At 63.6% G+C, this 24,365-nt stretch carries 21 protein-coding genes, 2 tRNA genes and 1 pseudogene; 9 read left to right on the top strand and 15 right to left on the bottom strand.

Annotated features, from left to right (window positions below; all coding sequences use genetic code 11):
- The first annotated feature begins 183 nt into the window (after window positions 1-183).
- Together AR539_RS15075 and AR539_RS15070 are read left to right on the top strand one after the other, a co-directional pair.
- Window positions 184-255, top strand: a tRNA-Thr gene (locus tag AR539_RS15075).
- A gap of 62 nt (window positions 256-317) precedes the next feature.
- Window positions 318-391: transfer RNA gene (locus AR539_RS15070), tRNA-Met, on the top strand.
- Between the two features lie 247 nt (window positions 392-638).
- Here AR539_RS15070 and AR539_RS15065 read toward each other — a convergent pair.
- From AR539_RS15065 to AR539_RS19110, 14 genes and pseudogenes are all read right to left on the bottom strand, one after another.
- Window positions 639-917: pseudogene (locus AR539_RS15065) on the bottom strand (sugar phosphate isomerase/epimerase); the annotation flags it as partial.
- A 51-nt stretch (window positions 918-968) separates the two neighbouring features.
- The gene (locus tag AR539_RS15060; protein WP_066438579.1) at window positions 969-1,295 is read right to left on the bottom strand and encodes a putative quinol monooxygenase; all 327 of its coding nucleotides are present in this window, start codon (window positions 1,293-1,295) and stop codon (window positions 969-971) included.
- A gap of 101 nt (window positions 1,296-1,396) precedes the next feature.
- Complete coding sequence (locus AR539_RS15055) at window positions 1,397-2,569, bottom strand: Gfo/Idh/MocA family protein (RefSeq protein WP_066438577.1); 1,173 nt, start codon at window positions 2,567-2,569, stop codon at window positions 1,397-1,399.
- 16 nt (window positions 2,570-2,585) lie between these two features.
- Complete coding sequence (locus AR539_RS15050) at window positions 2,586-3,416, bottom strand: sugar phosphate isomerase/epimerase family protein (protein WP_066438575.1); 831 nt, start codon at window positions 3,414-3,416, stop codon at window positions 2,586-2,588.
- Window positions 3,416-4,600, bottom strand: a complete 1,185-nt coding sequence (locus AR539_RS15045; RefSeq protein ID WP_066438572.1) for a Gfo/Idh/MocA family protein — start codon at window positions 4,598-4,600, stop codon at window positions 3,416-3,418. Before AR539_RS15045 ends, AR539_RS15050 begins: the two co-directional genes overlap by 1 nt.
- Window positions 4,597-5,586 carry an ABC transporter permease gene (locus AR539_RS15040; protein WP_066438568.1) on the bottom strand — a complete coding sequence of 330 codons (990 nt, stop codon included), beginning with the start codon at window positions 5,584-5,586 and terminating at the stop codon, window positions 4,597-4,599. Before AR539_RS15040 ends, AR539_RS15045 begins: the two co-directional genes overlap by 4 nt.
- Window positions 5,587-5,588: 2 nt before the next feature.
- A complete protein-coding gene (locus AR539_RS15035) occupies window positions 5,589-7,097 on the bottom strand; it encodes a sugar ABC transporter ATP-binding protein (RefSeq protein WP_066438565.1) in 1,509 nt (502 codons plus the stop codon).
- 54 nt (window positions 7,098-7,151) lie between these two features.
- Window positions 7,152-8,279 carry a substrate-binding domain-containing protein gene (locus AR539_RS15030; protein WP_231728627.1) on the bottom strand — a complete coding sequence of 376 codons (1,128 nt, stop codon included), beginning with the start codon at window positions 8,277-8,279 and terminating at the stop codon, window positions 7,152-7,154.
- A gap of 132 nt (window positions 8,280-8,411) precedes the next feature.
- The gene (locus tag AR539_RS15025; protein WP_231728626.1) at window positions 8,412-8,951 is read right to left on the bottom strand and encodes a hypothetical protein; all 540 of its coding nucleotides are present in this window, start codon (window positions 8,949-8,951) and stop codon (window positions 8,412-8,414) included.
- 134 nt (window positions 8,952-9,085) lie between these two features.
- A complete protein-coding gene (locus AR539_RS15020) occupies window positions 9,086-10,156 on the bottom strand; it encodes a LacI family DNA-binding transcriptional regulator (RefSeq protein WP_066438556.1) in 1,071 nt (356 codons plus the stop codon).
- Window positions 10,157-10,260: 104 nt separating this feature from the next.
- Entirely contained in the window at window positions 10,261-11,370 is a 1,110-nt protein-coding gene (locus AR539_RS15015; RefSeq protein WP_066438555.1) for a hypothetical protein, read from the bottom strand.
- A 116-nt stretch (window positions 11,371-11,486) separates the two neighbouring features.
- A complete protein-coding gene (locus AR539_RS15010; protein WP_231728625.1) occupies window positions 11,487-13,100 on the bottom strand; it encodes a PucR family transcriptional regulator in 1,614 nt (537 codons plus the stop codon).
- 378 nt (window positions 13,101-13,478) lie between these two features.
- A complete protein-coding gene (locus AR539_RS15005; protein WP_066438550.1) occupies window positions 13,479-15,206 on the bottom strand; it encodes an FAD-dependent oxidoreductase in 1,728 nt (575 codons plus the stop codon).
- A 24-nt stretch (window positions 15,207-15,230) separates the two neighbouring features.
- The gene (locus tag AR539_RS19110) at window positions 15,231-15,494 is read right to left on the bottom strand and encodes a UBP-type zinc finger domain-containing protein (RefSeq protein ID WP_082699386.1); all 264 of its coding nucleotides are present in this window, start codon (window positions 15,492-15,494) and stop codon (window positions 15,231-15,233) included.
- 463 nt (window positions 15,495-15,957) lie between these two features.
- On the opposite strand from AR539_RS19110, the gene dnaK reads away from it, so the two are divergent.
- From dnaK to trxA, 6 genes are read left to right on the top strand one after another with little or no spacing between them, the layout of a single operon-like run.
- The gene (gene dnaK / locus AR539_RS15000) at window positions 15,958-17,856 is read left to right on the top strand and encodes a molecular chaperone DnaK (RefSeq protein ID WP_066438546.1); all 1,899 of its coding nucleotides are present in this window, start codon (window positions 15,958-15,960) and stop codon (window positions 17,854-17,856) included.
- An 8-nt stretch (window positions 17,857-17,864) separates the two neighbouring features.
- A complete protein-coding gene (locus AR539_RS14995) occupies window positions 17,865-18,410 on the top strand; it encodes a nucleotide exchange factor GrpE (protein ID WP_066438542.1) in 546 nt (181 codons plus the stop codon).
- On the top strand, window positions 18,403-19,332 hold the full coding sequence (locus AR539_RS14990) for a DnaJ C-terminal domain-containing protein (protein ID WP_066438539.1): 930 nt from the start codon (window positions 18,403-18,405) through the stop codon (window positions 19,330-19,332). Before AR539_RS14995 ends, AR539_RS14990 begins: the two co-directional genes overlap by 8 nt.
- Entirely contained in the window at window positions 19,329-19,646 is a 318-nt protein-coding gene (locus AR539_RS14985; RefSeq protein WP_066438537.1) for a chaperone modulator CbpM, read from the top strand. The genes AR539_RS14990 and AR539_RS14985 overlap by 4 nt, the downstream gene beginning before the upstream one ends.
- Complete coding sequence (gene clpB / locus AR539_RS14980) at window positions 19,643-22,279, top strand: ATP-dependent chaperone ClpB (protein ID WP_066438532.1); 2,637 nt, start codon at window positions 19,643-19,645, stop codon at window positions 22,277-22,279. The genes AR539_RS14985 and clpB overlap by 4 nt, the downstream gene beginning before the upstream one ends.
- Window positions 22,276-22,704, top strand: a complete 429-nt coding sequence (trxA, locus tag AR539_RS14975) for a thioredoxin (protein ID WP_066438529.1) — start codon at window positions 22,276-22,278, stop codon at window positions 22,702-22,704. Before clpB ends, trxA begins: the two co-directional genes overlap by 4 nt.
- 54 nt (window positions 22,705-22,758) lie before the next feature.
- Here trxA and AR539_RS14970 read toward each other — a convergent pair whose 3' ends face one another.
- On the bottom strand, window positions 22,759-23,721 hold the full coding sequence (locus AR539_RS14970; RefSeq protein ID WP_066438526.1) for a LysR family transcriptional regulator: 963 nt from the start codon (window positions 23,719-23,721) through the stop codon (window positions 22,759-22,761).
- 218 nt (window positions 23,722-23,939) lie between these two features.
- Here AR539_RS14970 and AR539_RS14965 point away from each other — a divergent pair, with 218 nt between their 5' ends.
- Window positions 23,940-24,347: a hypothetical protein gene (locus AR539_RS14965; RefSeq protein WP_066438524.1), complete on the top strand. Its 408-nt coding sequence runs from the start codon at window positions 23,940-23,942 to the stop codon at window positions 24,345-24,347.
- The last annotated feature ends 18 nt before the right edge of the window (window positions 24,348-24,365 follow it).

Here is a 24,365-nt window from a genome sequence, read left to right as displayed (position 1 = left end):
CTTCTTTTTAGTCGCCTTGGTCACATCCCGGGGAGCCAGGGCGGCCGCGGCCCGGTTTTGGCGTCCCGCAGCGGCCCGGAAGCCCCGGATTTCCGGCATTTTAGGCCCGTTTCCGGCCCCTGCAGGGCCCCGGCGGCGCCGATTTGTTGGGTGGGGAATCTTCCGGTAGAGTATTTACTCGTTGCCCCCCTAGCTCAGTGGTAGAGCGCGTTCTTGGTAAGAACGAGGTCACCGGATCGATTCCGGTGGGGGGCTCTGAATGAGGGCCTGTGTCAAGGCGGTTTTTGACCGGCTTCACACAGGTTTTCCTCATTTATGGCGGCGTAGCTCAGTTGGTTAGAGCGCACGACTCATAATCGTGAGGTCGGGAGATCGAGCCTCCCCGCCGCTACAGAAAGACCCTGCAGGCCCAGCCTGCAGGGTCCTTTTGTTTTAACCCGATGCCTATCAGTCGCAGGGCTTAACCCGGCCTGTGATGTCTCACCTGATCGTTGACACTTCATGTCTCACCTGATCGTGGACATTTCATGTCTCAGGACTTCGTGGACGGTTGCTTGCCCGGGCCGTTGAGGCCGATGTAGACGGTTCCTTTGGGCGGGCGTGGGTGGCTGATGATTTCCGTTCCCCGGGCGTCGAATGGCGCCGACAATCGCTTCGTGCCGGAAGTCGATGGGGTCATCGCACACGGCCTGGCCCTTGAGGTGGTTGGAGATGGCCCAGACCTTGAGGTTGTACTTCTCCAGCACGGCGAGTTTGGAGTCGACATACCCGGGCTCGTCCCAGCGCCAGGCGTCCAGGTGGTCTCCGGAGACGGCGATTTCGAGGCCGTCGTAGCCCCAGCCGGACGCCAGCCGCGCGACTTCCTCGAAGGGCAGGTCGGCCCACTGGCCGGTGAACAGGGTGTACGGGCGGGCCATGTCAGGCTCCTTCGGTGATGGTGCAGCCATTTTTGAGTGAGGGGCAGGGATCTACGAAAGCGGGTTGAGGCGGTGCACTCTGAGGTTCCAGGCCAGGACGTGTTGCGCGGCCACGAGAAAGTCTTTGACGTGCTGCTGCTCATTGTGCATGTCCAGGGCAGTACTGCTTGTCCACTTTTCGTAGAGCAGGAACGTGCCCGGTGCCTCCGCGTCGTTGAAGACCGAGTACTCCAAGCAGCCGTCGTCGCGGCGGCTGGCATTTTGAAGTTCGGACAGGAGCCGGACCAGTTCACGTTCGAGGCCGGGTTTGGCTTCGAACACCGGAATCAGATGGACAGGGGTGGTGGTCGCCGGCGCACCGGGTACGGCGTTGGTCATCAGGGGTCCCTCTCGTTGTGATCGCAAAGGTGGGCGCATGGCGGGTGCGCCGCCTTCCTCGAGGCGGCGCACCTCCCGTGCGGTGAGTCGCGGTGAGTCGGTTAGGAGTCGATCTTGGCTACATCCACCCAGGCGCCGGTTTCCGCGGAATCGATGATGGCGTCATCGATCAGCGCCGTCTGGTAGCCGTCCGCGAAGTTCGGGCTGACGCTGCCGCCTTCGGCGATCGCCTTAAAGAAGTCGTAGGCTTCGATGATCTTGGTTTCGCCGTAGCCAATTCCCAGCGCAGGGATGGGCCACAGTCCTTCGCCGTAGGGGGTGGCGGGACCGGTGTAGACGGTCCGGAAGCCCTTACGGTCGGCCTGGTCACTGGCAAAGGCGACCTGAAGCTCGTCGCGGCGCTCATAGTTGAACACGATGCTGCCTTCGGATCCGTGGATTTCAAAGGTGAGGAAGTTGTTGCGGCCGTGGGCGTTGCGTGTGGCTTCTATGGATCCGATCGCGCCATTTGCGAACTTGACCATGGTCAGGACCTCGTCGTCGACGTCGACGGCGCCGCGCGGTCCGTCGCCGCCGGACACGTTGCCGAGTTTGTCGGCACCGCCGGCCTGCAGCGGCCGTTCCGGAATCCAAGTAGACATGATGGAGTTGACCGAGCTGAATTCGCCGACAAGGTACCGTGCCATGTCGATCACGTGGGTTCCGATATCACCGAGGGCGCCGGATCCTGCTATCGATTTCTGGAAGCGCCACGAGAGGGGGGAGTTCGGGTCTGCGCTCCAGTCCTGGAGGTAGGTACCGCGGAAACTGATGACCCGGCCGATGGCGCCTTCATCGATGTATTTCTTGGCCAGTGCGACTGCCGGCGTGCGACGGTAATTGAACGCAACCATGTGGACAAGGTCGGTGTTCTTCACCGCGTCGTACATTGCCTTCGACTCCTGCCCGGTCCGGGCCAGGGGCTTCTCGCAGATAATGTGTTTGCCGGCCTCGGCAGCCGCGATGGCGATCTCGGCATGGAGGTGGTTCGGGGTTGCGATGTCGACGACGTGGATGTCCGGATCGTCGATGATGCTACGCCAGTCGGAGGTGGACTTTTCGAAGCCGAAGCGGCGGGCGGCTTCACCGGCAAGCTCATCTGTGGCTTCAGCGATCACCTTTCGCACAGGCATGGCGGGGGCCGGCCAAAAGAACATCGGCATAGCGGCGTATGCGAGGGAGTGGGCCTTGCCCATGAAACCGCCCCCGATGAGGCCTACGTTGAGATTCTGCATTGATTCTTCCTTTGGGTTAGAGGCCAAGATCGGCGAGGATCTTGTCGAGGTATTTTTTGCTGAGTTCGGCGGCGGCACGAGGATCACCCGCATAGTTGTCGAGTTCGACCATCAACCAGCTGTCGTAGCCGCTTTCCTTCACGGCACGGATGATGTCCGGGAAATCCAGGTCACCTTCGCCGAGCGGCAGGAACTGGAACGGGTCTGCGCGGAAGTCCTTGAGGTGGACGTGGCGGATCCGGTCCGGGTATTGACGAATCACAGCGGCGGGGTCGCCTCCGCCCGCGGCCAGGTGCGCCGTGTCCGGGCAGAAGCCAATGCGCGTGGTGCCCATCAGGCGTTCGAGTTCGCTCGGGCTTTCCACGATCGTGGACAAATGCGGGTGATAGCTGGCGCTCAGACCGAAACTTTCGGCGATGTCCGTTACTTGGTCCAGGCCGCGGGCGAGAAGTGTGTAGTCCTCGTCCGTCGTGCCGGCGGCGCGGCGCGCGCCGCCGCCCACCACCAGCCGCTCGGCGCCGAACGTGGCCGCGAGCTCGGCAGCGCGGTTTATGCGGTGCAATTCCTCCGGGAGGACATCGGCGAAGATGAAGTTGGCGCCGGAGTAGACCGAGACGAGCTTCACCCCCGACTCCGACAGCAGCCCGCGCAGCTCTTCAGGGCGGTTCGCGTACTCGACCAGATTGCCGTCGAACATTTCCGTGCCCGCATATCCCGCGGCCGCGATGTCCCGTACGGCCGTTTCCATAGACCCGTTGGTCTGGTAGAAGAGGTCCTTGATGCTCGTGACGCCGACGGGATGGCCGACGACGCCACCCCAGGTGATGGTGTGATATCCGAGTTGCATTATGATTTCCTTTCCAAAATTGGTGCGGCGCCGCTGCCGTGGAGGGCTGACGATCCCTGGTCCCTGCCCGGCACGTCGACCCAGCGGCCTGCCGCTGCGGACTCCAAGACGGCCTCGGTGATGCGAGCAGCCCGGAGCCCGTCGCGGAAGTCCGGCAGGCCATCCGGTGCGGCACCGCGAACGGCGGCGTAGACGTCGACTACGAACGCGTTGAAGCTGTCCTGGTAACCCTGGGGGTGGCCGGAGGGGAGAGTGGCATACCGCCTGCCTTGCTCGGTTGAGAGGCTGTCGGAACCGCTGGAGATGGTTCTGCTGTAGGTGTTGCCGCCAACCCAAAGGCTGTCCGGCTTTTCCTGGTTGAAGGAGAACGTGGCCTCAGGGCCCTCAAACGAGAACCAGAGCCGGTTTTTCCGTCCGGGACTGACCTGGCTCACCAGCAGCGACCCGATTGCGCCCTGGTCGGTTTCGAACATGACGGTGGCGCCGTCTTCGGTATCGACAGCCGCCGTCGTCCGCGGGGAGATCCGGCCCGTCTGCGGCCGTTCCGTGAAGGCGCGGCCCGTTTGCGCTACCAGTCGCTGTATTCGGTGCCCCGTCACGAACTCCATCAGGTCGCACCAATGCACGCCGATGTCGCCAAACGCCCGGGAACCGCCGCCGAGCGTCGGGTCGACCCGCCAGTTGCTGGCGCCGGCATCTGCCAGCCAGTCCTGTAGGTATGAACCGTGCAGCAACCACAGCGGGCCGGCTTCGCCTGCCTGCAGCCGTGCCCGGGCTTCCCGCACGGCGGGATAGAAGCGGTAGACGAACGGCACGGCGTTGACTACGCCGGCGTGTTTGGCTGCCGCGTGGAGAGCCTCGGCGTCCTTTGCGGTCGTGGCCAGCGGCTTCTCGCAGATGACGGATTTCCCGGCGGCGATCGCCAGGTTGGCCAGCTCGGCGTGTGTCGAGTTCGGGGTGCAAATGTGCACCACGTCCACGTCGTCCGACTCGATGAGAGCCCCGGCGGATTCTGCGGCTGCAACCCCGCCGAGCCTTGCCAGCGACTGAACGGCTGCGGCATGGCTTCGGCCGGCCACGCGGGTCACTGTTCCTCCCGCTGCCCGGACGGCGGCGGCGTGGACAGAGCCCATGAACCCGGTGCCGATGATTCCTGAGCGCAGCGGGTGGGTTGGGTTCGTCATTTCTTGCGGGCCAGGGCGACGGCCAGAATGATGATGGCCCCGCGGACCACTTGCTGTTGGCTGCTGTCGAGACCGGCAAGGATAAGGCCGTTGTTGATCAGGCCAATGAGAAGGGCGCCGAACAGGGTTCCAACAACCGAGCCTGCTCCGCCGAAGAGGCTGGTGCCGCCCAGAATCACGGCCGCGATGGCGGAGAGTTCGTCGCCGGCGCCCCACTGGAAGCGGCCTGACTCGAGCCTTCCTGCGTACAGCATGCCGGCGACGCTGGCGACCACTCCCGAGATCAACAGAACCTGGAACTTGATGCGCTTTGTGTTGATGCCCGTGAAGTCAGCGGCGTTCCGGTTGCCACCGGTTGCCAGCACCTGGCGGCCGAATTTGGTCCGGGAAAGCACGACGGCGCCGATCGCCACGAAGATGGCGCTCCACACGATCAGACCCGGAACTGGACCGAAGTTTCCGGACCCGAACAGCATGTTGAAGGTCTCATTAAGGATCGGCTGAGGCGCCGATGCGGTGATCCACTGCGCCACACCGACGGCGATCCCGAGCATGCCAAGGGTGACCAGGAATGAGGGGATCCCCAAGAGGCTGACCAGTGCACCGTTGATCGAGCCGACCACCAGCCCGACCGCAAGGCCGGCCAGGATGCCCGGGACGATGCCCCACTGGGAGAGGGCCATCGCCGTGCAGACGCTTGATAGTCCTGCGGTTGAGCCAACACTGAGGTCAATCTCAGCGCAGGCGATGACGTACGTCATTCCCACCGCAATGATGGTGATGGTTGCGGTCTGCCGGAAGATGTTCAGCAGGTTGGTGGGGGAGAGGAATCCCTGGTCGCGCAGGAGGACAGCGAAAAAGATGAAAACTACAACGAATCCGATGTAGATGACATAGCGGCGCCAGTCGAGCTCACCGAGCGTGCGTTTGACTGCGTCCAAACCCCCGGTTTTGGGAGCTTGGGCGGAAATGGTGGTGTTGTTCATGGTCAGACTCCCTGAACTGCGAGTTGTAGTGATTCTTCGTCGGCGATTTCGCTGCGTTTGAGTTCACGCGATATGGATCCATCCCTCAGGACCAGAACCCTGTCGCTGACCGCGAGCAACTCGGGGTACTCCGAGGAAATGACGATGACTGCCTTGCCGGCATTGGCGAGTTCCCGGATCATGTCCAGAATCTCGCTCTTGGTGCCGATATCGACGCCGGCCGTCGGCTCGTCGAGAATGAGGACATCCGGCTCCGTGCCGAGCCATTTGGCCAACACCACCTTTTGCTGGTTGCCGCCGGACAGCAGCCGCACGGGCTTGTTCGGATGGGCAACCTTTACGGCGAACTTCTTGATGAGGGAGCTGGACAGTGCCCGGCCCGCCGCCGCATTGAGCAGCGGTCCGCGTTTGATGTTGTCCAGCAACGGCAACAGCAGGTTGTCCCGGACGGAATGGTCGAGTACCAGGCCCTGGTCGCGCCGGTCTTCGGGAATGAGAGCCAAACCCGCGGCAATGGCATGTTGCGGGCTCGTGATGACGGCCTTTTTGCCCCGCACCAGGATCTCGCCGCTTTCGAGCGAATCGATTCCGAACAAAACCCTGGCCAGCTCCGTGCGACCACTTCCCATGAGTCCTGCCAGCCCGAGGATTTCTCCCGCGTGAAGGGTGAAGGAAACGTCCCGTACCCTCTTGCCGCATGTGAGGGACCTTGCTTCAAGAACGGGCGAAGCCGACGCAGGATCGTGCTCCCGTTGCCGGTAGGTGAGCTGTCCTTCGACCTTCTTCCCTACGATGCCTTCTACGATCTGCTCCGGCGTGACGTTGCTGAGAGCCTCCGTCAGCAACCGGCGGCCGTCGCGAAGGATGGTGATCCGGTCGGCGATCCGGTAAACCTCATCCATTCGGTGAGAGATATAGATGATCGATATCCCCCGGGTCTTGAGCCTGGACACAAGGTCGAAGAGGGCCTCCGTTTCGTGCTTGGCCAGGCTCGCCGTCGGCTCATCCATGATGAGTACCCTTGCGTTCTGGGCAAGGGCCTTGGCGATTTCCGTCAACTGCCAGTACGCGGTGCCCAGTTTTGAAACTTGTGCCCTCGGATCGACCACGACCTCCATCTCCGTGAAGACGTCGCGCGCCCGGCGGACAGCTTCCCTGTCGTCGATTAGGCCGATCGGGCCCTGCGGTTCCGCGCCGAGGAAGATATTCTGGGCAACGGTCAGGCTGGGCACCAGGCTGAACTCCTGGAAGACCATGCCGATGCCGGCGGCCTTGGCGTCCTGGATTGACGTGATCTCGACTGGTTTTCCGCCGACGTGGATACTGCCGGAGTCACTCTGGTAAACGCCCTGAAGAATTTTCATCAGCGTTGACTTGCCGGCGCCGTTTCCCCCGGCAAGCGCGTGTACCTCTCCGGCGCGGACCTCGAAGTCCACCTCATTGAGGACGGTGACGCCGTTGAATCCCTTCGAGATCGACCGCATCTCGACGGCTGGCTCTCTTGTGTTCATGGTGCAATCCTTTTTCGGTTGTTGGGGCAGGCCCTGCGGCCTGCCCCAACCCCGCTATTTTTTGAAGGAGTCCTGGATATCCTTGGGGGCATCCTCGTGGTAAACCTGCTTCCACGCTTCGAGGACATTGGTGTGGTCCACGGGCACGGCACTCAGGGCGACGTACGGCGGCGGAGTTTTTCCGAGCAGTGCCATCGCGGCGAGCCGCGCTTCGGTAACACCCTGGTCAAAAGGCACTTGGGCGCCGAGACCGACGATGAGTTGGTTCTTGGCCAGGGCAATCGCAACGTTCTTGCCCAGGTCCTCGGTGGCGATCTTCAGATCAGTCCGCCCCGCGGCGCGGGCTGCAGCCATGACGCCTTCCGCCGGAACGTCCCAGACGGCCCAGATCCCGGAGAGATCGGCGTACTTACTCAGCATGGCGTTCGCTGCACTCTGTGCGTCGCCAGCAAAATCCGGGCCCGCGATGCCCTTTTCCTCGACGATTTTGATGTCCGGGTACTCTTTGGTGATGGTTTCTTTGAAGCCTTGGTAGCGCTGCTTGGTGACGAAGAAGTCGGCCTCATGGAAGATCATGCCGATTTTCCCTTTGCCGCCCAGCGCCTTCGCCATTTGATGGGCCGATACGACGCCGTTGCCGAAATTGTCCGCCGATACGACCGAGACATAGTCCTTGCCGGCCGTGAGTCCCTGGGGGACGTTGTCCATGAAAACCAGCTTTGCTCCTTCTGCCGCCGCTTTCTTGTACGCGGACGCGGTAGCGACCGGGTCGGTGGGGATTGAAATGACGATGTCGGGCTTCTGCGTCATGACCGTTTCCAGGTCTGAGACCTGCTTGTCCGGTTTGAAGTTGGCGTCCGTGGTGGCAATGACGTCGACACCCAGACGCGAAAATTCGCTCTTTAGCCCCGCGATCTGTGCGTTGGCCCAGTCGTTGCCGCCGTAATGCATTACGATGGCCGCCTTGGCTCCCATGGCCTTGACCTTGGTGACGTCGTCATCACTAAGCTCAGCTACGGAGGCGGGGGCAGGCTCTTCGCCGTTGGGGCCCTTGCTCAAGACTTGGCCCTTGATTTTGGCCAGTGCTTCGTCGGCTTTGGCTGAAACGCCGGTGTCCTGTGTTGTGGTGGTGCTCGCCGCTGAGCTGCAACCGGCGGTGGCGAGAGCAATAGCTGTTGCCACAGCGAATAGCGTCGTCCTGCGGATCATGGTGTTCTCCAGTCCTGATTTGTGATGTGGGTGATGAGTAAAAAGGGTGTTCTTCGACGCCGTTGGGCCCGAGGGGCCCACGGTGAAATGGGTGGTGATGAGGTCTTAGGCCAGGGCCGTCGCCAGAGGAGGGGGTACGGGGGACAGGATCAGGCCGCCGGCGGCCGAGGCCGTACGGATTGCAGCGGCCTTGTCGGAGGCGTTCAAGAGCCCCTCCGCGTGTGGTTTCTCGAGAAACAGTCCGAGTGAGCAGAGTCCGCCATTTGTGTGGATCCATCGCACAACATCGCGGGCCACTTTGCCCATGTCCCCGTGCAACGAGACCGCGGAGCCGTCGACGGTTGTCACGGATGTGATCGCAGCCGTGTTGTCGACAGCAACGACCAGGCTTGCCCAGAGGGCGCTACCGTCGAAAACACCGACGACGGCCGACGAATTTGCGGGGACGAAGGCCCGGACAGCGCGTGTGACGTCATCGTCCGGGCATGCTGCCTCTGCCAGGAGCTTTCCGACGTTTTCCCACTGGGCCTCGTCGATGTCGTGAGCCTCAACGTCGGGGAGAAGCGTCAAACGTTTTGCGCTGGGTTCGCCTTGCACCGGGTCTTCTTTCCTCGCCGTTGAGTATGACTTTCCGTGACCGGTCACGGAACTCCTTAAGCGTGACCGATCACGGAACATGTGTCAACCCTCACATGACGAATATTTCGGACATGTGGAGCATCATCGCCGCAGACGGCGGTTGCCTGGGGCGCGGCAGGACCAGGGGGCCCAGGTGGGCGCTAAGGGCGCCCCGGCCGGGCCGGAATGGCGCTGGCGCGAACCACCAGTGTCGGCTCGCTGGGCGGGCGGTCTACTTCACGGCCCTCAATCGCGCCCAGGAGCACTTCTATGCTGGCGTGGGCCAGTGCGCCAAAATCCTGCCGCACCGTGGTGAGCGGCGGAAGGAAGAAGTCTGAACCTTCGACGTCGTCGAATCCCACAATGCTGACATCCTCCGGGACCCGGATGCCGCACTCGGCAAAGGCGCGGATGAGACCCAAAGCGGTGTGGTCGCTGGCGGCGAAAACCGCCTGCGGAACCTTTTTCTCACTGACCAGCCGGTGTCCGGTCGCGTGGGCCCACCCAGGGCTCCAATCGCCCTCCAGGCACAGCCCCTGCGGGAGGCCGCTGTCGCGGAGCGCGGACTCCCAGCCCCGCTTCCGGACCCGCCCGTCAAACCAGTCCATGGACCCGGCGAGATGTGCGATGTCGGTGTGGCCCAGATCGACTAGGTGCTGGGTGGCCATACGCGCGCCTAATTCCTGGTTCTCCGAGTATGTGAAGACGTTCGGAGTCGATGATGCTCCAGCGGCGATCATCTCGACCGGAACCTGGATCGTCGCCTCCCTGACAGCCGCGGCCATGGACAGGAGCGGTGCGATGACAATGATGCCGTCCACCTCGATCTCGTCCAGGGTGGCCAGCGCCTCTGGGATTGAATCCTTGTAAGGCTCCTCGACCGTGACGACGGTAGTGAAGTATCCCTTCTGCCGGGCAACTTTCTCGAGGGCCATCAGCGTACCGACCGGCCCGAAACGCGGCGAGCCGTCGGTCAGGATGCCTATGGCCGTCGAGCGGCTTGTGGAGAGCGCGGTGGCCGCCCTGCTTCGGCGGTACCCCATATCTTTGATGATTTGCTGGACCCGCTCGCGGGTAGCAGCGCTCACATCCGGAGCGTTGTTCAACACCCGCGAGACCGTTTGGTAGGAGACGCCGGCGTGCTGGGCGACGTCGCTGATGTTCGGTTTCCGTGGCCTGGTTGGGTGTGAACGCGCAGTCTTCGCGTCGTTCCCTCTCGCTGCTCCAGCCACGGGCTCCCCTGTCTCGCCGCCACCAGCCTCCGGCGGAGGCCATCGTCTGTAGTTAACCTTACGTGGTTTGGCGCTCCCCACGGGCGCCTTCGGCGCCGGACGGACTATTCGCCTTCGTCGGCCGACTGGCGACGATGACGTTCCCGTTGTCCGTAGGCCGCCCGAAGAATGTCGTCCTTTGATTCGAATCCCGAACCCAGCGCGCCACCTATGAGCGCAGCCGAGGCCGTCATCCACGCGACTTCCGCGAAGTCCCAGACAGTCACGGGATGCTGCAGGGTCAGTGCCAAGAGGGAGTCGTCGATAGTGAAGGCCGCGGCCAGCAGCACGGCCACGAACAGCAGGACGTAGCTGATCACGACGCCGATGGTTAGGGACCATACTGTCGAGACGTTGTACAAGGAAGCCTTGTAACGTTCGATGGAATCGTCGCGTCTGGGGCTTTCCCACAAATCGTGCTGGGTGATAATCCAGGAAACCATCGAACCGATCGAAAGGAGCATCAGCAACGTCAGCCTCGGCGCGCCCAGCAGGTCTGCGAGTTGCCAGATAGTGTCCGTGACCAAACCAAAGGCGCCAGTGGCGATCGCGGCAGCCATAGCACTTCTTAGTCCGAAGACCAGTCGCCAAGGACGGTTTGCCCGCAGCATGCCCGCCAGCAACCGTCCCCGGCCGAGGCGGGTTGCTGAGACGTACCGGAATCCGATCGGCCCCTCGTCAAGAGCCGCGCTTTCTATCCGCCGCGACTGCTGCAGCGAGGGCGGGCCGAATTCCACGGCGTCATCATCGGGATCAAAATGACGGTGCATCGCCCAGCCGAGATCGGCGACGGTGGTGCGGACCCGGCGGTCGAGGTTGACGGCGCCGAGCGCGGGAAGGGAAACCAGGGACACCGGCTCTGCGAGCGCAACTTCCGCGACCACAGTCCGGCCATCCAACCGAATCGGAAGATCGGTCAGGCACACCATGACATCCCATGCGCGGCGGATCCGGTGCTTCGCTAAGGAGTCCAGCATCGGTGCCAACCCATTGCCGGCCGTAAAATCCTGGTACTCGATCACCACGGACCAGTCGTGGCACTCATCGGCGAGGTTGAGGAGATGGCCCACTTCGCGTCCGTTGCGCTCGGCAAACTCTGCGGTGACCTCCGGTTCGGCAAGCACGCCCAGCGTACGGTCACTGTTGGGGTTCACGTCGTCCGAATGTTCCGGCATGCCCGGCCTCCTGTGGTTCCGTGTCCATGACCAGCGAACGGGATGTCACCGTCGCGGCGGACACCGCTCCCGATGCCCGAATCCGCGGGGTATTCAGCCGGAAATTTGAGCATTGGCTAAGGCCCGTGAAAAGGGGCTCCGCGCCGGCGCAGACGCCACGCTCGCGTTGCGACGTGCAGGTTGAGGCGGGCTTCGGGGTCGGCAAGGTCAAAGCCGGTGATCTCTCGAATGGCCTTCAAGCGGTAACGCAGGGTGCTTCGATGGATGTTCAGGCTCTCGGCCGTATTTTCATAGTTGCCGCCGTGGTCCAGGTACTGGGCCAAGGTGTGTACCAGCTCAGACCCCCGGCTGTCGTCGGTGCGTTGAAGGGGGCCGAGCCACTGGTCGACGTAGCCAGCCAGATCCGGTTTGCCCCCGGCTGTGTCCAAGATGCGGTAGATCCCAAGTTGATCAAAACGCGTGGCGCCGAACCGGTCGATTGAGCTGGCCCGAATGTGCACCGCGCGCAGGGCTTCCGAGAAGGAGCGCGGAATCTGGGCGACTTCCAGGCTGGGACCACCGATGCCCACGGCTCCGGTGGCACTTCGCAGGGTCCTGGCAATAACGGGAAAGAGCTCGGCACCCAACGGATCGCCACGGACCACGGCAACAGCCATGTCCGAGCGCGATGAGACGATTGCGGACAAATGGAGTTCCAGGAACGTCGTCCGCAGCGCCACTACTACAGAATCGTCAGCTCTTGGCGGCTGCCACTCCGCCACGATGACGTGCTGCGGACCACGTATGTCATACCCCAAGGCCTTGGCACGAACGACTGCGGTCGCGCTGTCCATTCCAGACACGAGTTCGTCCACGAGGTCGCGCCCCAACCTGAGTTCCAGCTTGACCAGGCTGCGGCGGTGCGACAGTTCGATCTCCAAGAGCCGCGTTGCATACTTCAAAGCGAAGATTTCCCCAGCCGAGAACGGCCTGTCGGTCTCCAGCATGCAAATTGCGCCCAGCACCTCGCCGCGCGACAGAGCAGGAGCCACGAGCCTGCGCGGTTCAGGGACTGGGGCACCTGAGGCGAGCCAGAGTTGCACAGTCCGCGATCTTGCGGCCGCGGCAAGCCTGGGATACGGGCGTCTGGACCCGGTCCCGGCGGCCGCGCTGATGTGCCCGAACGCGTCCTCAATGCAGACGGGCCGCGCCGTCAGCCGTGAAAGGATCTCCGCCAGTAGGCGCTCGCTGGAGTCACTGTCCCCGAGATCGGGAGTAGCGCCCTGGTCCAAGGCGTCGCGGATCCTGACATGATCTTCAAGCTCTTGTACCGTCGCCGAGAGGGACAGGAGACGCTGGTCCCTGTCGTCACGGCGGAGTGACTGACCGTTTGCGTCTGTTGATTGTTCTCCGGGGGACTCCCGGGCGTGCGCCATACCGGTCGTCCCCGCAACCGCCCGGAGCTGCATCAGCTGCGTCAGGCGCGGCGGGCGGGCGGCGGACAACACCAGGCACCCGTAAAGTTCGCGACTGAGGTTGAGGGTGAACAATGCGTATCGCCAGCCCGGCTTGGCGCAAGGAAGAACGGAGTCCCTGCCGTCGAGGCGCCGGATGTCCCGGTCCAGGGGCAAGGGCGCACGTTTGGGGACGGGGCTTAGTTGGCCATTCACCGCGAGGTAGCGGTCCTCGATTTCACAGAACCCTATCTCGGACACGGCCTGCGCGGCCGTGTTGAGGGATTCCTCTGCCACAGATCGATTGAACACAGGGATCTTCGCCTCCGTCCAAGCAAACGGTGGTGGTGCCGTCGGCAAATGTCGGGCGGCCGGTGACGAGCTGTCGGTACGTTAGTCCGTTTGCTCCGGGCGGTGGCTTATCAGGACCAAAGTTCCCCTCGATGATTCCCGTTCCGGACTCCGGCTTCCACGGGGCGTCGTCCTGAACGGGACCTTGCGACGTCGGTTATTCAACACCACCAAACTACGCCCGTATATCGCCGTTGGTAAGCCCTTGTTCTGCTCCCCGGGGTGGCCCTTGAAGGCCGGGCCCCGGCGGCGTTTCGGAACGCCGGGATGTTGCCGCGGAGTAGTCCCTGTCCCCGGCCTAGTCGCTTGTCACTGTCCGGTACTTCAACGCCCACCGGTTGGTCCATCCCGGAGGAGGCGCAGGTGCTCGTGGATCATCGCGACGGCTGTCGATCCCTCACCGGCAGCCGCCGTTACGCGTTTAACCGATCCATGCCGAACATCGCCCACCGCAAACATCCCTGGAACGCTGGTTTCCAAGGGCAGCCGTTTGCGGCCCAGATGGCTGAACTCCGGCGGAAAGTCTTCGAGATCGGCCCCGGTGAGCACGAAGCCGTTGTCATCAAGTACAAGCGTATCCTGGAGCCATTCCGTGTGCGGTTTGGCTCCGATGAAAATGAAGAGGTACCGGGTGTCGAGGACGCGCTGTTCGCCGGGAGCTGCCAGATCAACGACGATCCGTTCCAGGCTTCCCGAACCGTCAACGCCCACGATGTTGGCCCTCAGCAGCACCTCGATGCCCGGATGCGCTTCGATCCGTTCCGCAAGGTACCTCGACATGTCGGCTCCGAGGTCCGCCCCGCGCACCACCAGCCGCACCGGCGCTCCCGCGCCAGCCAGGAACAGCGCTGCCTGCCCCGCGGAGTTTCCACCGCCGACCACCGTCACCTGCTGTAATCCGCAGAGTCTGGCTTCGTGGACAGTGGCTGCGTAGAAAACACTGATCCCCTCGAATTTCTCAAGACCGGGAACCGGCAGCCGGCGGTAACGAACGCCGGTAGCGAGCAGTGCGGCCCGCGAGGAGGCAGGGCCGCTCTCGTCGAACTCGGCGCGGAACGCGCCATCCGTCAACTGGATGGTGTTTGCCCGGCAGGCGACATTGATCTGGACCTGGAACTTCCGCGCCTGAATGACTGCCCGTTCCGTGAGTTCCCCGCCGGAAATGCCGGCGGGGAAGCCGAGAAAGTTCTCAATCCGCGACGACGTGCCGGCCTGCCCACCTATGGCGAAGCTTTCCTTAAGGACTACCGACAAGCCGTCAGACGCCGCGTAAACGGCGGCCGCCAGGCCGGCTGGACCGGCACCGATCACCATAAGGTCATACGCCGCCGGGTGTTCTTTCGCAGCCCGCAGGCCCATGGCAAGGGCGAGGTCTGCGTTGGACGGGTTTTTGAGCACCTCCGATGCGTTGAGCACCACTGCCGGCAGGTCACCTGCAAGGATTCCGGCCCGGTCCAGGATGGCCTGCGCGTGCTCGTCATCCTCCAGATCGACCAGCCGGTGAGGGAGGCGGTTGGCGCCTGCGAATTCCAGGAGGCGAAGGGTGTCGCGGCTGAAGCGGGACCCGACGATGCGAATGCCCGCACCCGTGCTGATCAGAAGGATCCGGCGCTGGAGGTATGCCCGCAGAATGGTCTCGCCCGCCGCAGTGTCCGTTAGCACCACGCGGCGCAGATCGTCCCCGCTGATCTGGAGCACTTCACCCGCCTCAGCGGAGACAGCGGTGACGAAGGCGGGTTGCCCCTCGACCAGGCCCAATTCCCCGAGGAACCGTCCTGGTCCGTGCACTTCCAGGATGCGTGTGCCCGGCCCCAGCTCGGCGGGCTGTGTGCTGGCTGCGCCGTGCAGGCCCTCCACGACCATGACCGAGCCCTGCAGGATGACGAAGAAGTCAGTGTTGACGGTTCCCTCCTGTATCAGGACTTCTCCGGCGGAGGTAGCCCGCCTGGTGCCGGCTCGGCCCAACAACTCCACCTGAGCCTGGCCCAGCCGTGGATAGGCCCCGGAGACGTCCGGCGTTTCAATCAGCCTCGGGCCTGCGGTCGGTTCCATCAGCTGGATCCGCCCGCCGGCATGCTAGACGAATGCCTCATGGGGATAGCACCAGCGCCATTCCTCGCCGGGCTCCAAGGAACGAACGATGGGGTGCAGCGCGGAGGCGTGAGCCCGGGCGTGCCGCATAGGGGAGGCATCACAACACCCAACATGGCCGCAGGAGAGGCACAACCGCAAATGAACCCAAGGCGTGCCCAATGCAAGGCATTCCTCGCAGCCCTCCGGAGTGCGCACGCGAACGGGACGAATTTGGGAAAGATGCGGATCAGGAAATCCAGGAATCATGGTGGCTCCTATGCCGGTCCGGCCGTGGTGCCGGCCACGCCTGGACGATTGACACTTTGCGTGGCGTGGGCACTGACCGGCTGCATGGCCGCCGTCAGACTGGCGATGGGTGCCCCTGATAAGCACAGTTCTAGACCCGGCTCCTTGGGCTGTCAAGTGTGGATCCACGGAGGTCCGCATCGAGCAAGGGACCGGACGACGGCGTCCCTTCCCGCCGTCGTCGTACCTTGCGTGACGGAAGTGCAGGGCGGGCCCTAGCCCTGGCAGGTCACATTCGGAGAGCAAATTGGACCCCGGAGGGTCATGCCGTGGCCCCATGCAAGGTGCAGACTCAACCCCATAGGGCCCCGCGGAAAAGCCCTTTAAGCCTCAAGAACCAGCAGGACTGGGCGTGGAGTCATGCAGGGAAATCTCGGGCGGACGTCGCCATAGGACCGGTCGCCCTCTAGGACCGGAGTGCGTCATGGCCAAAGCAGTAGGAATTGATCTTGGAACCACCAACTCGGTGATCGCCGTCTGGGAAGGCGGGGAAGCCCGCGTCATCCCGAACGCGGAAGGAGCCCGCACCACCCCATCAGTTGTGGCGTACACGGACAGCGGTGAACGCCTTGTGGGGCAGCTGGCCCGGCGGCAGGGGATTCTTAACCCCAAGGGAACCATCACGTCGGCGAAGCGCTTTATTGGCCGTCACTATGATGAGATCTCGGATGAAGCCATGGCCGTGAGTTTCGACGTCGTGGCGAACGACAACGGCGTGGCGCGTTTTCATGTTCAGGGCAAGAAGGTGGCACCCGAAGAGGTGAGTGCGCTCGTACTCCGCAAGCTGGTGGACGACGCAGCGAAGCAGTTGGGCGAAAAGGTAACGGAGGCCGTTATTACGGTTCCCGCGTACTTCAACGACGCGCAACGCACCGCGACCAAGGACGCGGGCAAGATTGCCGGGCTGGAAGTCCTGCGCATCATCAACGAACCCACTGCCGCGGCTCTGGCCTACGGGATTGACAAGCGTGAGCATGAGACGGTGTTGGTGTTCGACCTCGGCGGCGGAACGTTCGACGTGAGCCTCCTGGACGTCGGCGACGGGGTAGTAGAGGTCCGCTCAACCGCGGGCGACTCACATCTCGGTGGCGACGATTTCGACCGCCGTCTTGTCGACTACCTCGCCGATGACTTCCAGAAGGAGTCCGGCATCGACCTCCGAACGGACCCCCAGGCGTTGCAACGCCTGTTCGAAGCGGCCGAGAAAGCAAAGGTCGAGCTGAGCTCTGTCGCCCAAACTCAGGTCAGTCTTCCCTTTGTTACGGCCGACGCAACAGGTCCCAAGCACCTGACCACCACCATCCGGCGGTCCGTCTTCGAGGACCTTACCCACGACCTCGTCGAGCGCACGATGGGCCCGGTGCAGCAGGCGATGACGGACGCCAAAGTCACGGCCAATGACATCGACGAGGTAATTCTGGTGGGAGGCTCCACGCGCATACCTGCGGTGCAGAATCTTGTGCGGCGGCTGACGGGTGGCAAAGAGCCGAACATGAGCGTCAATCCGGACGAAGTGGTGGCCATCGGTGCGGCGATCCAGGCCGGTGTGCTCAAGGGTGAAGTGTCCGATGTCCTGCTGTTGGATGTTGTGCCGCTTTCCTTGGGCGTCGAGACCCGCGGCGGCGTCATGACCAAGATCATCGAGCGCAACACGACCATCCCCGCCCGCCGCAGCGAAGTATTCTCCACCGCCGACGACAACCAGCCCGCCGTGGACGTGGTGGTCTTGCAGGGCGAGCGGGAACTCGCGGCCGATAATCGGGTGCTGGGCCGGTTCCAGCTGACCGATATCCGGCCCGCGCCCCGCGGCGAGCCGCAGGTCGAGGTCACGTTCGACGTCGACGCCAACGGCATTCTGAACGTCACCGCCCGCGACAAGGACACGGGCAAGGAACAGGGCATCACCATCAGTGAAGGCTCCAACCTCGACGCCAAGGAAGTCGAGCGCATGATTACCGAGGCCGAGTCCCACAGAAGCGAGGATCTGCAGAACCGGGAGCGGATCGAAACCCTCAACGAGCTCGATGCGGTGGCCTACAGGGTTGAGAGGACCGTGAACGAACTCGGAGACGCGGTCCAGACGCACGACAAAGCCCGGGCGGAACTGCTGATCGGGCAGGCACGCGACGCGGTGAGCAACCAGGCGGAGGTGTCCACGGCGAGGGGACTCATCTCCGAGCTTCAGCAACTGCAGGCGGCGCTGAGTGCCTCTGCTGCCTCTGCGGCCACAGCAGGGGCAGCCCAGGGAGCCGCATCACAACCCGGAGCCTCCAGCGCTGTGGATGACGATGACATCGTCGACGCAGAATTCGATCGTAGCTAGGACCGGCCATGAGCGACCAGGCAGGGCCGTCTGGACAGGCCCACCAAGGAAGTGACGAGGCACGGGCTGCCGCACGCGATGAAAGGGAAGCCGAAGCGGAGGCGCAGGCAGACGCGCTGGCCAAAATGGAGGATCAATGGCGCCGTGCGCTGGCTGACGCAGACAACGTTCGAAAGCGCGCCGCCCGGGACGGCGCGCAGCTGAGGGCGCAGGAGCGCGCCGCGGTTTCCTTGGAGTGGCTGCCCGTCCTGGACAATCTGGAACTGGCAGTGGCCCACGCGCCGGCGGGTGCGGATGACCCGTTCGTGGAGGGCATTGACTCAATCCGAAAACAGGCCATTGATACCCTGGCCCGTCTGGGCTACCCCCGGATCGACGAGGAGAACGTCCCCTTCGATCCGCGCGTCCATGAGGTCGTCAGCGTGGTGGATACTGACGAGGTTCCCCCGGGGACACTGGTGAGCGTGCTGCGTCCGGGATACGGAAGCGCGGACAACACTCTCCGGCCAGCCGCCGTCGTGGTCAGCCGGGCGGTGACCCCGGATCGTGGCTAAGGATCACTATTCTGTTCTCGGCGTCCCGCGCACAGCCAAGCCCGACGAAATCCAACGCGCCTACCGAAAACTGGCAAGAAAATACCATCCGGACGTCAACCGCGAGCCGGATGCCGCCGACAAGTTCAAGGAGGTCGGCGAGGCATACGATACGTTGTCGGATCCCGAAACCAGGGCGCGCTATGACCGTTTTGGCTCCGATTACCGGCAGTACGCCGGAAGCGGCGGGCGTTCGGGCCCCGGCGGCGCGGGGCCCGGCCCCCGGCCGGGTCCGCGCCCGGGCCGCGGCGCGTACGGCAACGCCCACGTCGATATGGGAGGCGACGTCGACTGGGACGATCTGCTCGGTGGCTGGTTCCGGCAACAGGCAGGGGGCCCGTCCCAAGGGCCGGACCACGAAGCCGATCTTTGGCTAACCCTCGAGGAAGCTGTCCGTGGCGGAAAACGCACCGTCAGGCTGGCTCAGCCGGACGGGGAGACGCGCAACTACGACGTCGACGTGCCCCCGGGTGTGCTGGATGGGCAGCGTATCCGTCTGGCCGGCGAGGGCGCCCCAGGACGCAACGGTGCTCCGCCGGGGGATCTATTCCTGACCGTACGCCTCCAGCCCGACGCCAGATACCGTCTCACGGGCCGGGACATTCACCTCGACCTCTCTGTCACGCCGTCGGAGGCGGCACTCGGGGCCAGGATCAAGACCGAGGCACCAACCGGGACGGTCACCATCACCGTGCCCGAGGGCTCTTCCAGCGGGCGCAGACTGCGGCTGCGAGGCCAGGGCATGCCCAACCCGCGGGGATTACCTGGGCACCTGTACGCGGAGATCAGGATCATGGTGCCCCCGAGCCTTAGCAAGGAGGAGCGCAAGCTGTACGAGAAACTCGCCAGCGTCTCCGACTTTAACCCGAGGGAGGACCAATGAGCGGAGTGTACGCCCTCGCCTACCCGTGGCGCCTGAATCTCGAGGCGGTGGCGCGCAGCAGCGGTACGCATCCCGACGTTGTCATGCGGTTTGTGGAGCTGGACCTGATCCGGCCCCTGGGCGGCGACGATCCGGGCGGCCCGTGGTTCAGCCCCCGGGCGCCGGAGCTGGTCGCGCGCGTCATGCGGTTGCATTCGGAGCTGGCGCTGAACTACGCGGCAATCCCGCTGGTACTGGACTTGATGGCGCGGGTGGACGCGCTGGAACGACGTTTGGTTGAAATCTCGCAGGTGGAAAGGACTGCTTCGCGATGAATATGGAGAGTTTGACGCAGAAGTCGCAGGAGGCCTTGGCTGAGGCCCAGCGGATCGCCCAGCAACACGGCCACACTGAGACCGACGGCGAGCATTTGCTGGCGGCCTTGCTGGTGCAGGAGGGGGGCCTCGTTCCGAGGCTTCTTGTGGGCATGCAGGTTGATGTGGACGAGCTGAACACGGCGGTCGAAGCCGAGCTGCGGCGCAAGCCGAAGGTGACCGGCCCGGGGGCTGCGCCAGGGCAGATATACGTGAGCCGCAGGCTCGGCACACTTCTCGATGCCGCGGAACGAGAAGCCAAGCGGCTCAAGGATGAGTACGTGTCCGTGGAACACCTGCTGGTCGCGCTGGCGGAGGAAGGCCGGTCCACGGCGGCCGGGAGAGTGCTGGCCGAGCACGGAATCACGCGCGAGGCGTTCCTCTCGGTCCTGACCCAGATCAGGGGAAACCAGCGCGTCACCTCGGCAACACCGGAGCAGACGTATGAGGCGCTGGAGAAATACGGCCGCGATCTGGTGGCGGACGCCCGCACCGGAAAGATGGACCCGGTCATCGGCCGCGACGCGGAGATCCGCCGGGTTGTTCAGATACTTTCGCGCAAAACCAAAAACAATCCGGTGCTTATCGGCGAGCCTGGCGTGGGCAAGACCGCCATTGTGGAGGGACTGGCCCAGCGGATCGTCCGGCAGGACGTGCCGGAAGGGCTGAAGAACAAGACCATCTTCTCCCTAGACCTGAGCGCACTCGTGGCAGGCGCCAAGTACCGCGGCGAGTTCGAGGAGCGGCTGAAGGCGGTGCTGGCCGAGGTGCTGGCGGCGGAGGGACGGATCCTGCTCTTCGTCGACGAGTTGCACACCGTCGTCGGTGCGGGTGCGTCCGAGGGGTCTATGGACGCCGGGAACATGCTGAAGCCGATGCTGGCCCGCGGCGAGCTGCACATGATCGGTGCGACCACCCTCGACGAATACCGTAAACATATCGAGTCCGACGCGGCCCTGGAACGCCGTTTCCAGCCGGTCCTGGTTGAGGAACCCGACGTGGAGGATGCCATTTCCATTCTCCGCGGGCTGCGTGAGCGGTTGGAGGTCTTTCACGGAGTCCGGATCCAGGATAGTGCTCTGGTGGCAGCGGCCACCCTGTCCCACCGGTATATCACTGACCGGTTCCTTCCGGACAAGGCCATTGACCTCGTCGATGAGGCGTGCGCCCGGCTGCGGACGGAAATTGATTCGATGCCGGCCGAACTTGATGAGCTCACACGGAAGGTCACCCGGCTCGAAATAGAAGACGCGGCTCTCTCCAAGGAGACCGATCCGGCCAGCAAAGCCCGGCTCGAGGAGCTGAGGCGTGAATTGGCGGATCTACGCGCCGAAGCCGACGCGAAAAGGGCCCAATGGGAAGCCGAGCGCCAGGCGATCCATAAGCTGCAGGATATCCGCAGTGAACTGGAGCGGATGCGGCAGGAGGCTGAGGAAGCAGAGCGGAACTACGACCTTAACCGGGCGGCGGAGCTACGCTACGGCCGACTTGCCGACCTCGAACGGCGGCTGGCTGCCGAGGAGGAACGGCTGACCGCTAAACAGGGTGAAAAGCGCCTGCTCCGCGAGGTGGTCACGGAGGACGAGATCGCCGACATTGTCGCGGCCTGGACAGGCATACCGGTCGCACGGCTGAAGCAGGGCGAACGTGAAAAAGTCCTGCACCTGGACGAGATCCTGCGCGACCGCGTCGTGGGGCAGGAAGAAGCGATTAGCGCGGTCACGGACGCTATTATCCGCGCCCGCTCCGGTATCCGGGATCCCCGCCGGCCCATCGGCTCCTTCATCTTCCTCGGTCCGACCGGCGTCGGGAAGACCGAGCTCGCGAAGGCTCTGGCCTCGGCGCTCTTCGACAGCGAGAACGCGATGATCCGGCTGGACATGAGTGAGTACCAGGAGCGGCACACCGTGAGCCGCCTGCTGGGGGCGCCTCCTGGCTACATCGGTTATGACGAAGGCGGCCAACTCACCGAGGCGGTACGCCGGAAGCCATATTCCGTGGTGCTGTTCGACGAGGTGGAAAAGGCCCATCCGGACATATTCAACACTTTCCTGCAGGTGCTCGACGACGGACGGATCACGGACTCACAGGGCCGGACCGTCGATTTCCGCAACACCGTCATTATTATGACCTCCAACATCGGCTCGCAGTATCTTCTGGAGGGTTCGGCCGAAGGCGGGTCGATCACCGAGGAGGCGCGCGGCCTGGTCATGGGTGAGCTCCGGGCGCATTTCCGCCCCGAGTTCCTCAACCGCGTGGACGATACGGTCCTGTTCGCGCCCCTGGGACTGCCGCAGATCGAACGCATTGTAGATCTGCAGTTCCAGCAACTGCGGGAACGGCTGGCTGAGCAGCAAATCGAGCTGCACCTCACCGAGGACGCACGCCTTCTGATAGCCGAACGCGGCTTCGATCCGGTCTATGGAGCCCGGCCATTGCGCCGCTATATTTCCCATGTCGTGGAAACGCAGGTGGGCCGCGCACTGCTGCGCGGCAGCATCGCGGAGGGCGGAGTGGTCACAGTGACCGCAGCCGGAGGGGAACTGGTGGTCGACTACACCACAATGGAGCTGGAAGGAGCCGGAGCCGCATGAACAAGGCCATCATCAAGTGTCCCCACTGCGCCAAATCCAACCGCGTTCCCGCGGCCGCCGACGGCCGGCCGCGGTGCGGGAATTGCCACCGGGAGCTTCCCTGGGTGGTTGAAGCGGGTGACGACGACTTCGGCGAAATCGCCGAACGGTCCGGTGTTCCGGCCCTGGTCGACTTTTGGGCGGTGTGGTGCGGACCCTGCCGGATGGTGAGTCCAGTGCTGGACCAGTTGGCACACGAACGTCCGGGGCAGATCAAACTTGTAAAAGTTGATGTGGACCACTCGCCGCAGCTCTCCACCCGATTCGCCATTCAGGCAGTGCCAACGTTGATGGTCATCGTCGACGGCAAGATTGTCGCGAGGCAGGCCGGCGCGGCTCCCGCACCGGTGCTGAGGTCCTGGCTGGAGGGGGCCCTCGCGAAGTAGCCTACGAACTGCCGACTACCTCCACAACGCCCTGAACTGCGGCCGTCACCGGGGCTAATTGGACTGGAACGAAGTGGAAACCGTGGCAGGCCGACGGGAGTCGACGAGATTGGGTACGCCTCCGAAGGCGGCCAGGGTCCGGGCGGTCTCCACGAACTCACGTGCCAGCCCGTCATTGACATCAGTACGCCATGCAATCGACAGCGGCGAGGGCGGGACGTCTCTGACCGGGATGAAAGATAGCCCCGGACGGTCATAGAAACGCTGCGTGGAGGCCTGGGTGAACGCAATGCCCCGCTCACCCATGATGGCTTCGAAACACTCGTCGACGGTGGCTACCTGAGTGCCCAGACGGACCGGCTGCCCGCCGCGGGCCTGGGTTGCGAGCCAGAAATCCCTCCACTTATCCGGAGCCTTGCGGGCGACGAAAGACTCATCAACGACCTGTTCCACCGACACCTCAGACAGCCCGGCAAAACGGGAACTGCTGGCAACTACGAGGACCCGCGGCTCAATGAACAGTGTCTCCATGGCGAGCCAGTCAGCCGCCGGCAGGGGCGGCCGCACAAATGCCACGTCAGCGCTTCCATCGGCCAATCCCGCTGTGGGATCAGCGAAATCGAAAGACCTCATCTGCACGTGAATTTCCGGGTGGTTGTTCTTGAAGGCGGCGAGGATTCGCGGGGTCAGTTCGGCAGCCGCGTTGGCCTGAAAGCCGACTATGAGGGTGCCCCGCACTCCGCTGGCCACCTCACGCGTCAGCGAAACGGCGCGCTCGGCGGCGGCTAAAAGACGCTTGGCTTCACCCATCAGGACATCCCCGGCACTGGTCAGGGAGACGCTGCGGCTGGTCCGGAGCAGCAGGGGAGTGCCCAGGGCGTGTTCAAGCTTCCTTATTTGCACGCTGAGGGATGGTTGCGCGATATGGAGCCGCGCAGCGGCTCGACCAAAGTGCAGTTCTTCCGCAACGGCGACGAAGTACTGCAGGACGCGCAGGTCTAGCTGTGGCTGCTGCATCGTTCAACTGTAAGGTCCGCCACAATCGGGGTCCAATAGTTTCAGGCTATCGGTGGATAGGGCACAGGTATTGGACCGTTCGGGGCAACGGGGGCTGCAATGGAAACAGCGAAGGGTTGCCAACGGAGACAGCCGCCAAAGGCACTCCAGGAACCCCGCATTCGAGGCTCGGGCAGAGAAGCCCGACCCTCAGCGAGACCAATGAGAGGAACAAAGACATGACGGTCGCAACACGTGCCCCTTCCGTGGAATCCTGGATTCAGAGCTTCACCGAGGCCAACAACCAGGATCCGGAAATCCAGGCCCACGGAAAGTACTTCACCTGCTCCTACCTGCTGGACATGGAGGCGCACACCTTTGTTGTTCGGGTGGTGTCGGGCACCATCGCCCAGATTTCCGTGGACCCGGGACCCATCGAGGTGCCCTACCAGTTCGCCATCCGGGCCAGCGCCCACACCTGGGGTGAATTCGGCAAGCCCGTCCCGGCTCCCATGTACCACGGCATCTGGGCCGCCACTTTCCAGCGCGACATGAAGCTGGAAGGCGATGTCCTGGTCCTGATGCAGAACCTGCGCTGCCTCACCCGCCAGATCGAACTGCTGCGCTCTACCGGCGCACCCGTCTAGACCATAGGAGTTCCTGAC

The organism is Arthrobacter sp. EPSL27, assembly GCF_001512305.1.
Lineage (GTDB): Bacteria > Actinomycetota > Actinomycetes > Actinomycetales > Micrococcaceae > Arthrobacter.
This window is presented reverse-complemented; position numbering and strand designations above follow the sequence as displayed.

What these genes read in the sequence shown, in the direction of transcription:
- clpB (WP_066438532.1), top strand. Translation starts at nt 19,643, where the DNA reads ATGAATATGGAGAGTTTGACGCAGAAGTCGCAGGAGGCCTTGGCTGAG.
- dnaK (WP_066438546.1), top strand. Translation starts at nt 15,958, where the DNA reads ATGGCCAAAGCAGTAGGAATTGATCTTGGAACCACCAACTCGGTGATC.
- AR539_RS19110 (WP_082699386.1), bottom strand. Translation starts at nt 15,494, where the DNA reads ATGATTCCTGGATTTCCTGATCCGCATCTTTCCCAAATTCGTCCCGTT.
- AR539_RS14995 (WP_066438542.1), top strand. Translation starts at nt 17,865, where the DNA reads ATGAGCGACCAGGCAGGGCCGTCTGGACAGGCCCACCAAGGAAGTGAC.
- AR539_RS15035 (WP_066438565.1), bottom strand. Translation starts at nt 7,097, where the DNA reads ATGAACACAAGAGAGCCAGCCGTCGAGATGCGGTCGATCTCGAAGGGA.
- AR539_RS15005 (WP_066438550.1), bottom strand. Translation starts at nt 15,206, where the DNA reads ATGGAACCGACCGCAGGCCCGAGGCTGATTGAAACGCCGGACGTCTCC.
- AR539_RS15045 (WP_066438572.1), bottom strand. Translation starts at nt 4,600, where the DNA reads ATGACGAACCCAACCCACCCGCTGCGCTCAGGAATCATCGGCACCGGG.
- AR539_RS14970 (WP_066438526.1), bottom strand. Translation starts at nt 23,721, where the DNA reads ATGCAGCAGCCACAGCTAGACCTGCGCGTCCTGCAGTACTTCGTCGCC.
- AR539_RS15015 (WP_066438555.1), bottom strand. Translation starts at nt 11,370, where the DNA reads ATGCCGGAACATTCGGACGACGTGAACCCCAACAGTGACCGTACGCTG.
- AR539_RS15050 (WP_066438575.1), bottom strand. Translation starts at nt 3,416, where the DNA reads ATGCAACTCGGATATCACACCATCACCTGGGGTGGCGTCGTCGGCCAT.
- AR539_RS14965 (WP_066438524.1), top strand. Translation starts at nt 23,940, where the DNA reads ATGACGGTCGCAACACGTGCCCCTTCCGTGGAATCCTGGATTCAGAGC.
- AR539_RS15055 (WP_066438577.1), bottom strand. Translation starts at nt 2,569, where the DNA reads ATGCAGAATCTCAACGTAGGCCTCATCGGGGGCGGTTTCATGGGCAAG.
- trxA (WP_066438529.1), top strand. Translation starts at nt 22,276, where the DNA reads ATGAACAAGGCCATCATCAAGTGTCCCCACTGCGCCAAATCCAACCGC.
- AR539_RS15060 (WP_066438579.1), bottom strand. Translation starts at nt 1,295, where the DNA reads ATGACCAACGCCGTACCCGGTGCGCCGGCGACCACCACCCCTGTCCAT.
- AR539_RS14985 (WP_066438537.1), top strand. Translation starts at nt 19,329, where the DNA reads ATGAGCGGAGTGTACGCCCTCGCCTACCCGTGGCGCCTGAATCTCGAG.
- AR539_RS15040 (WP_066438568.1), bottom strand. Translation starts at nt 5,586, where the DNA reads ATGAACAACACCACCATTTCCGCCCAAGCTCCCAAAACCGGGGGTTTG.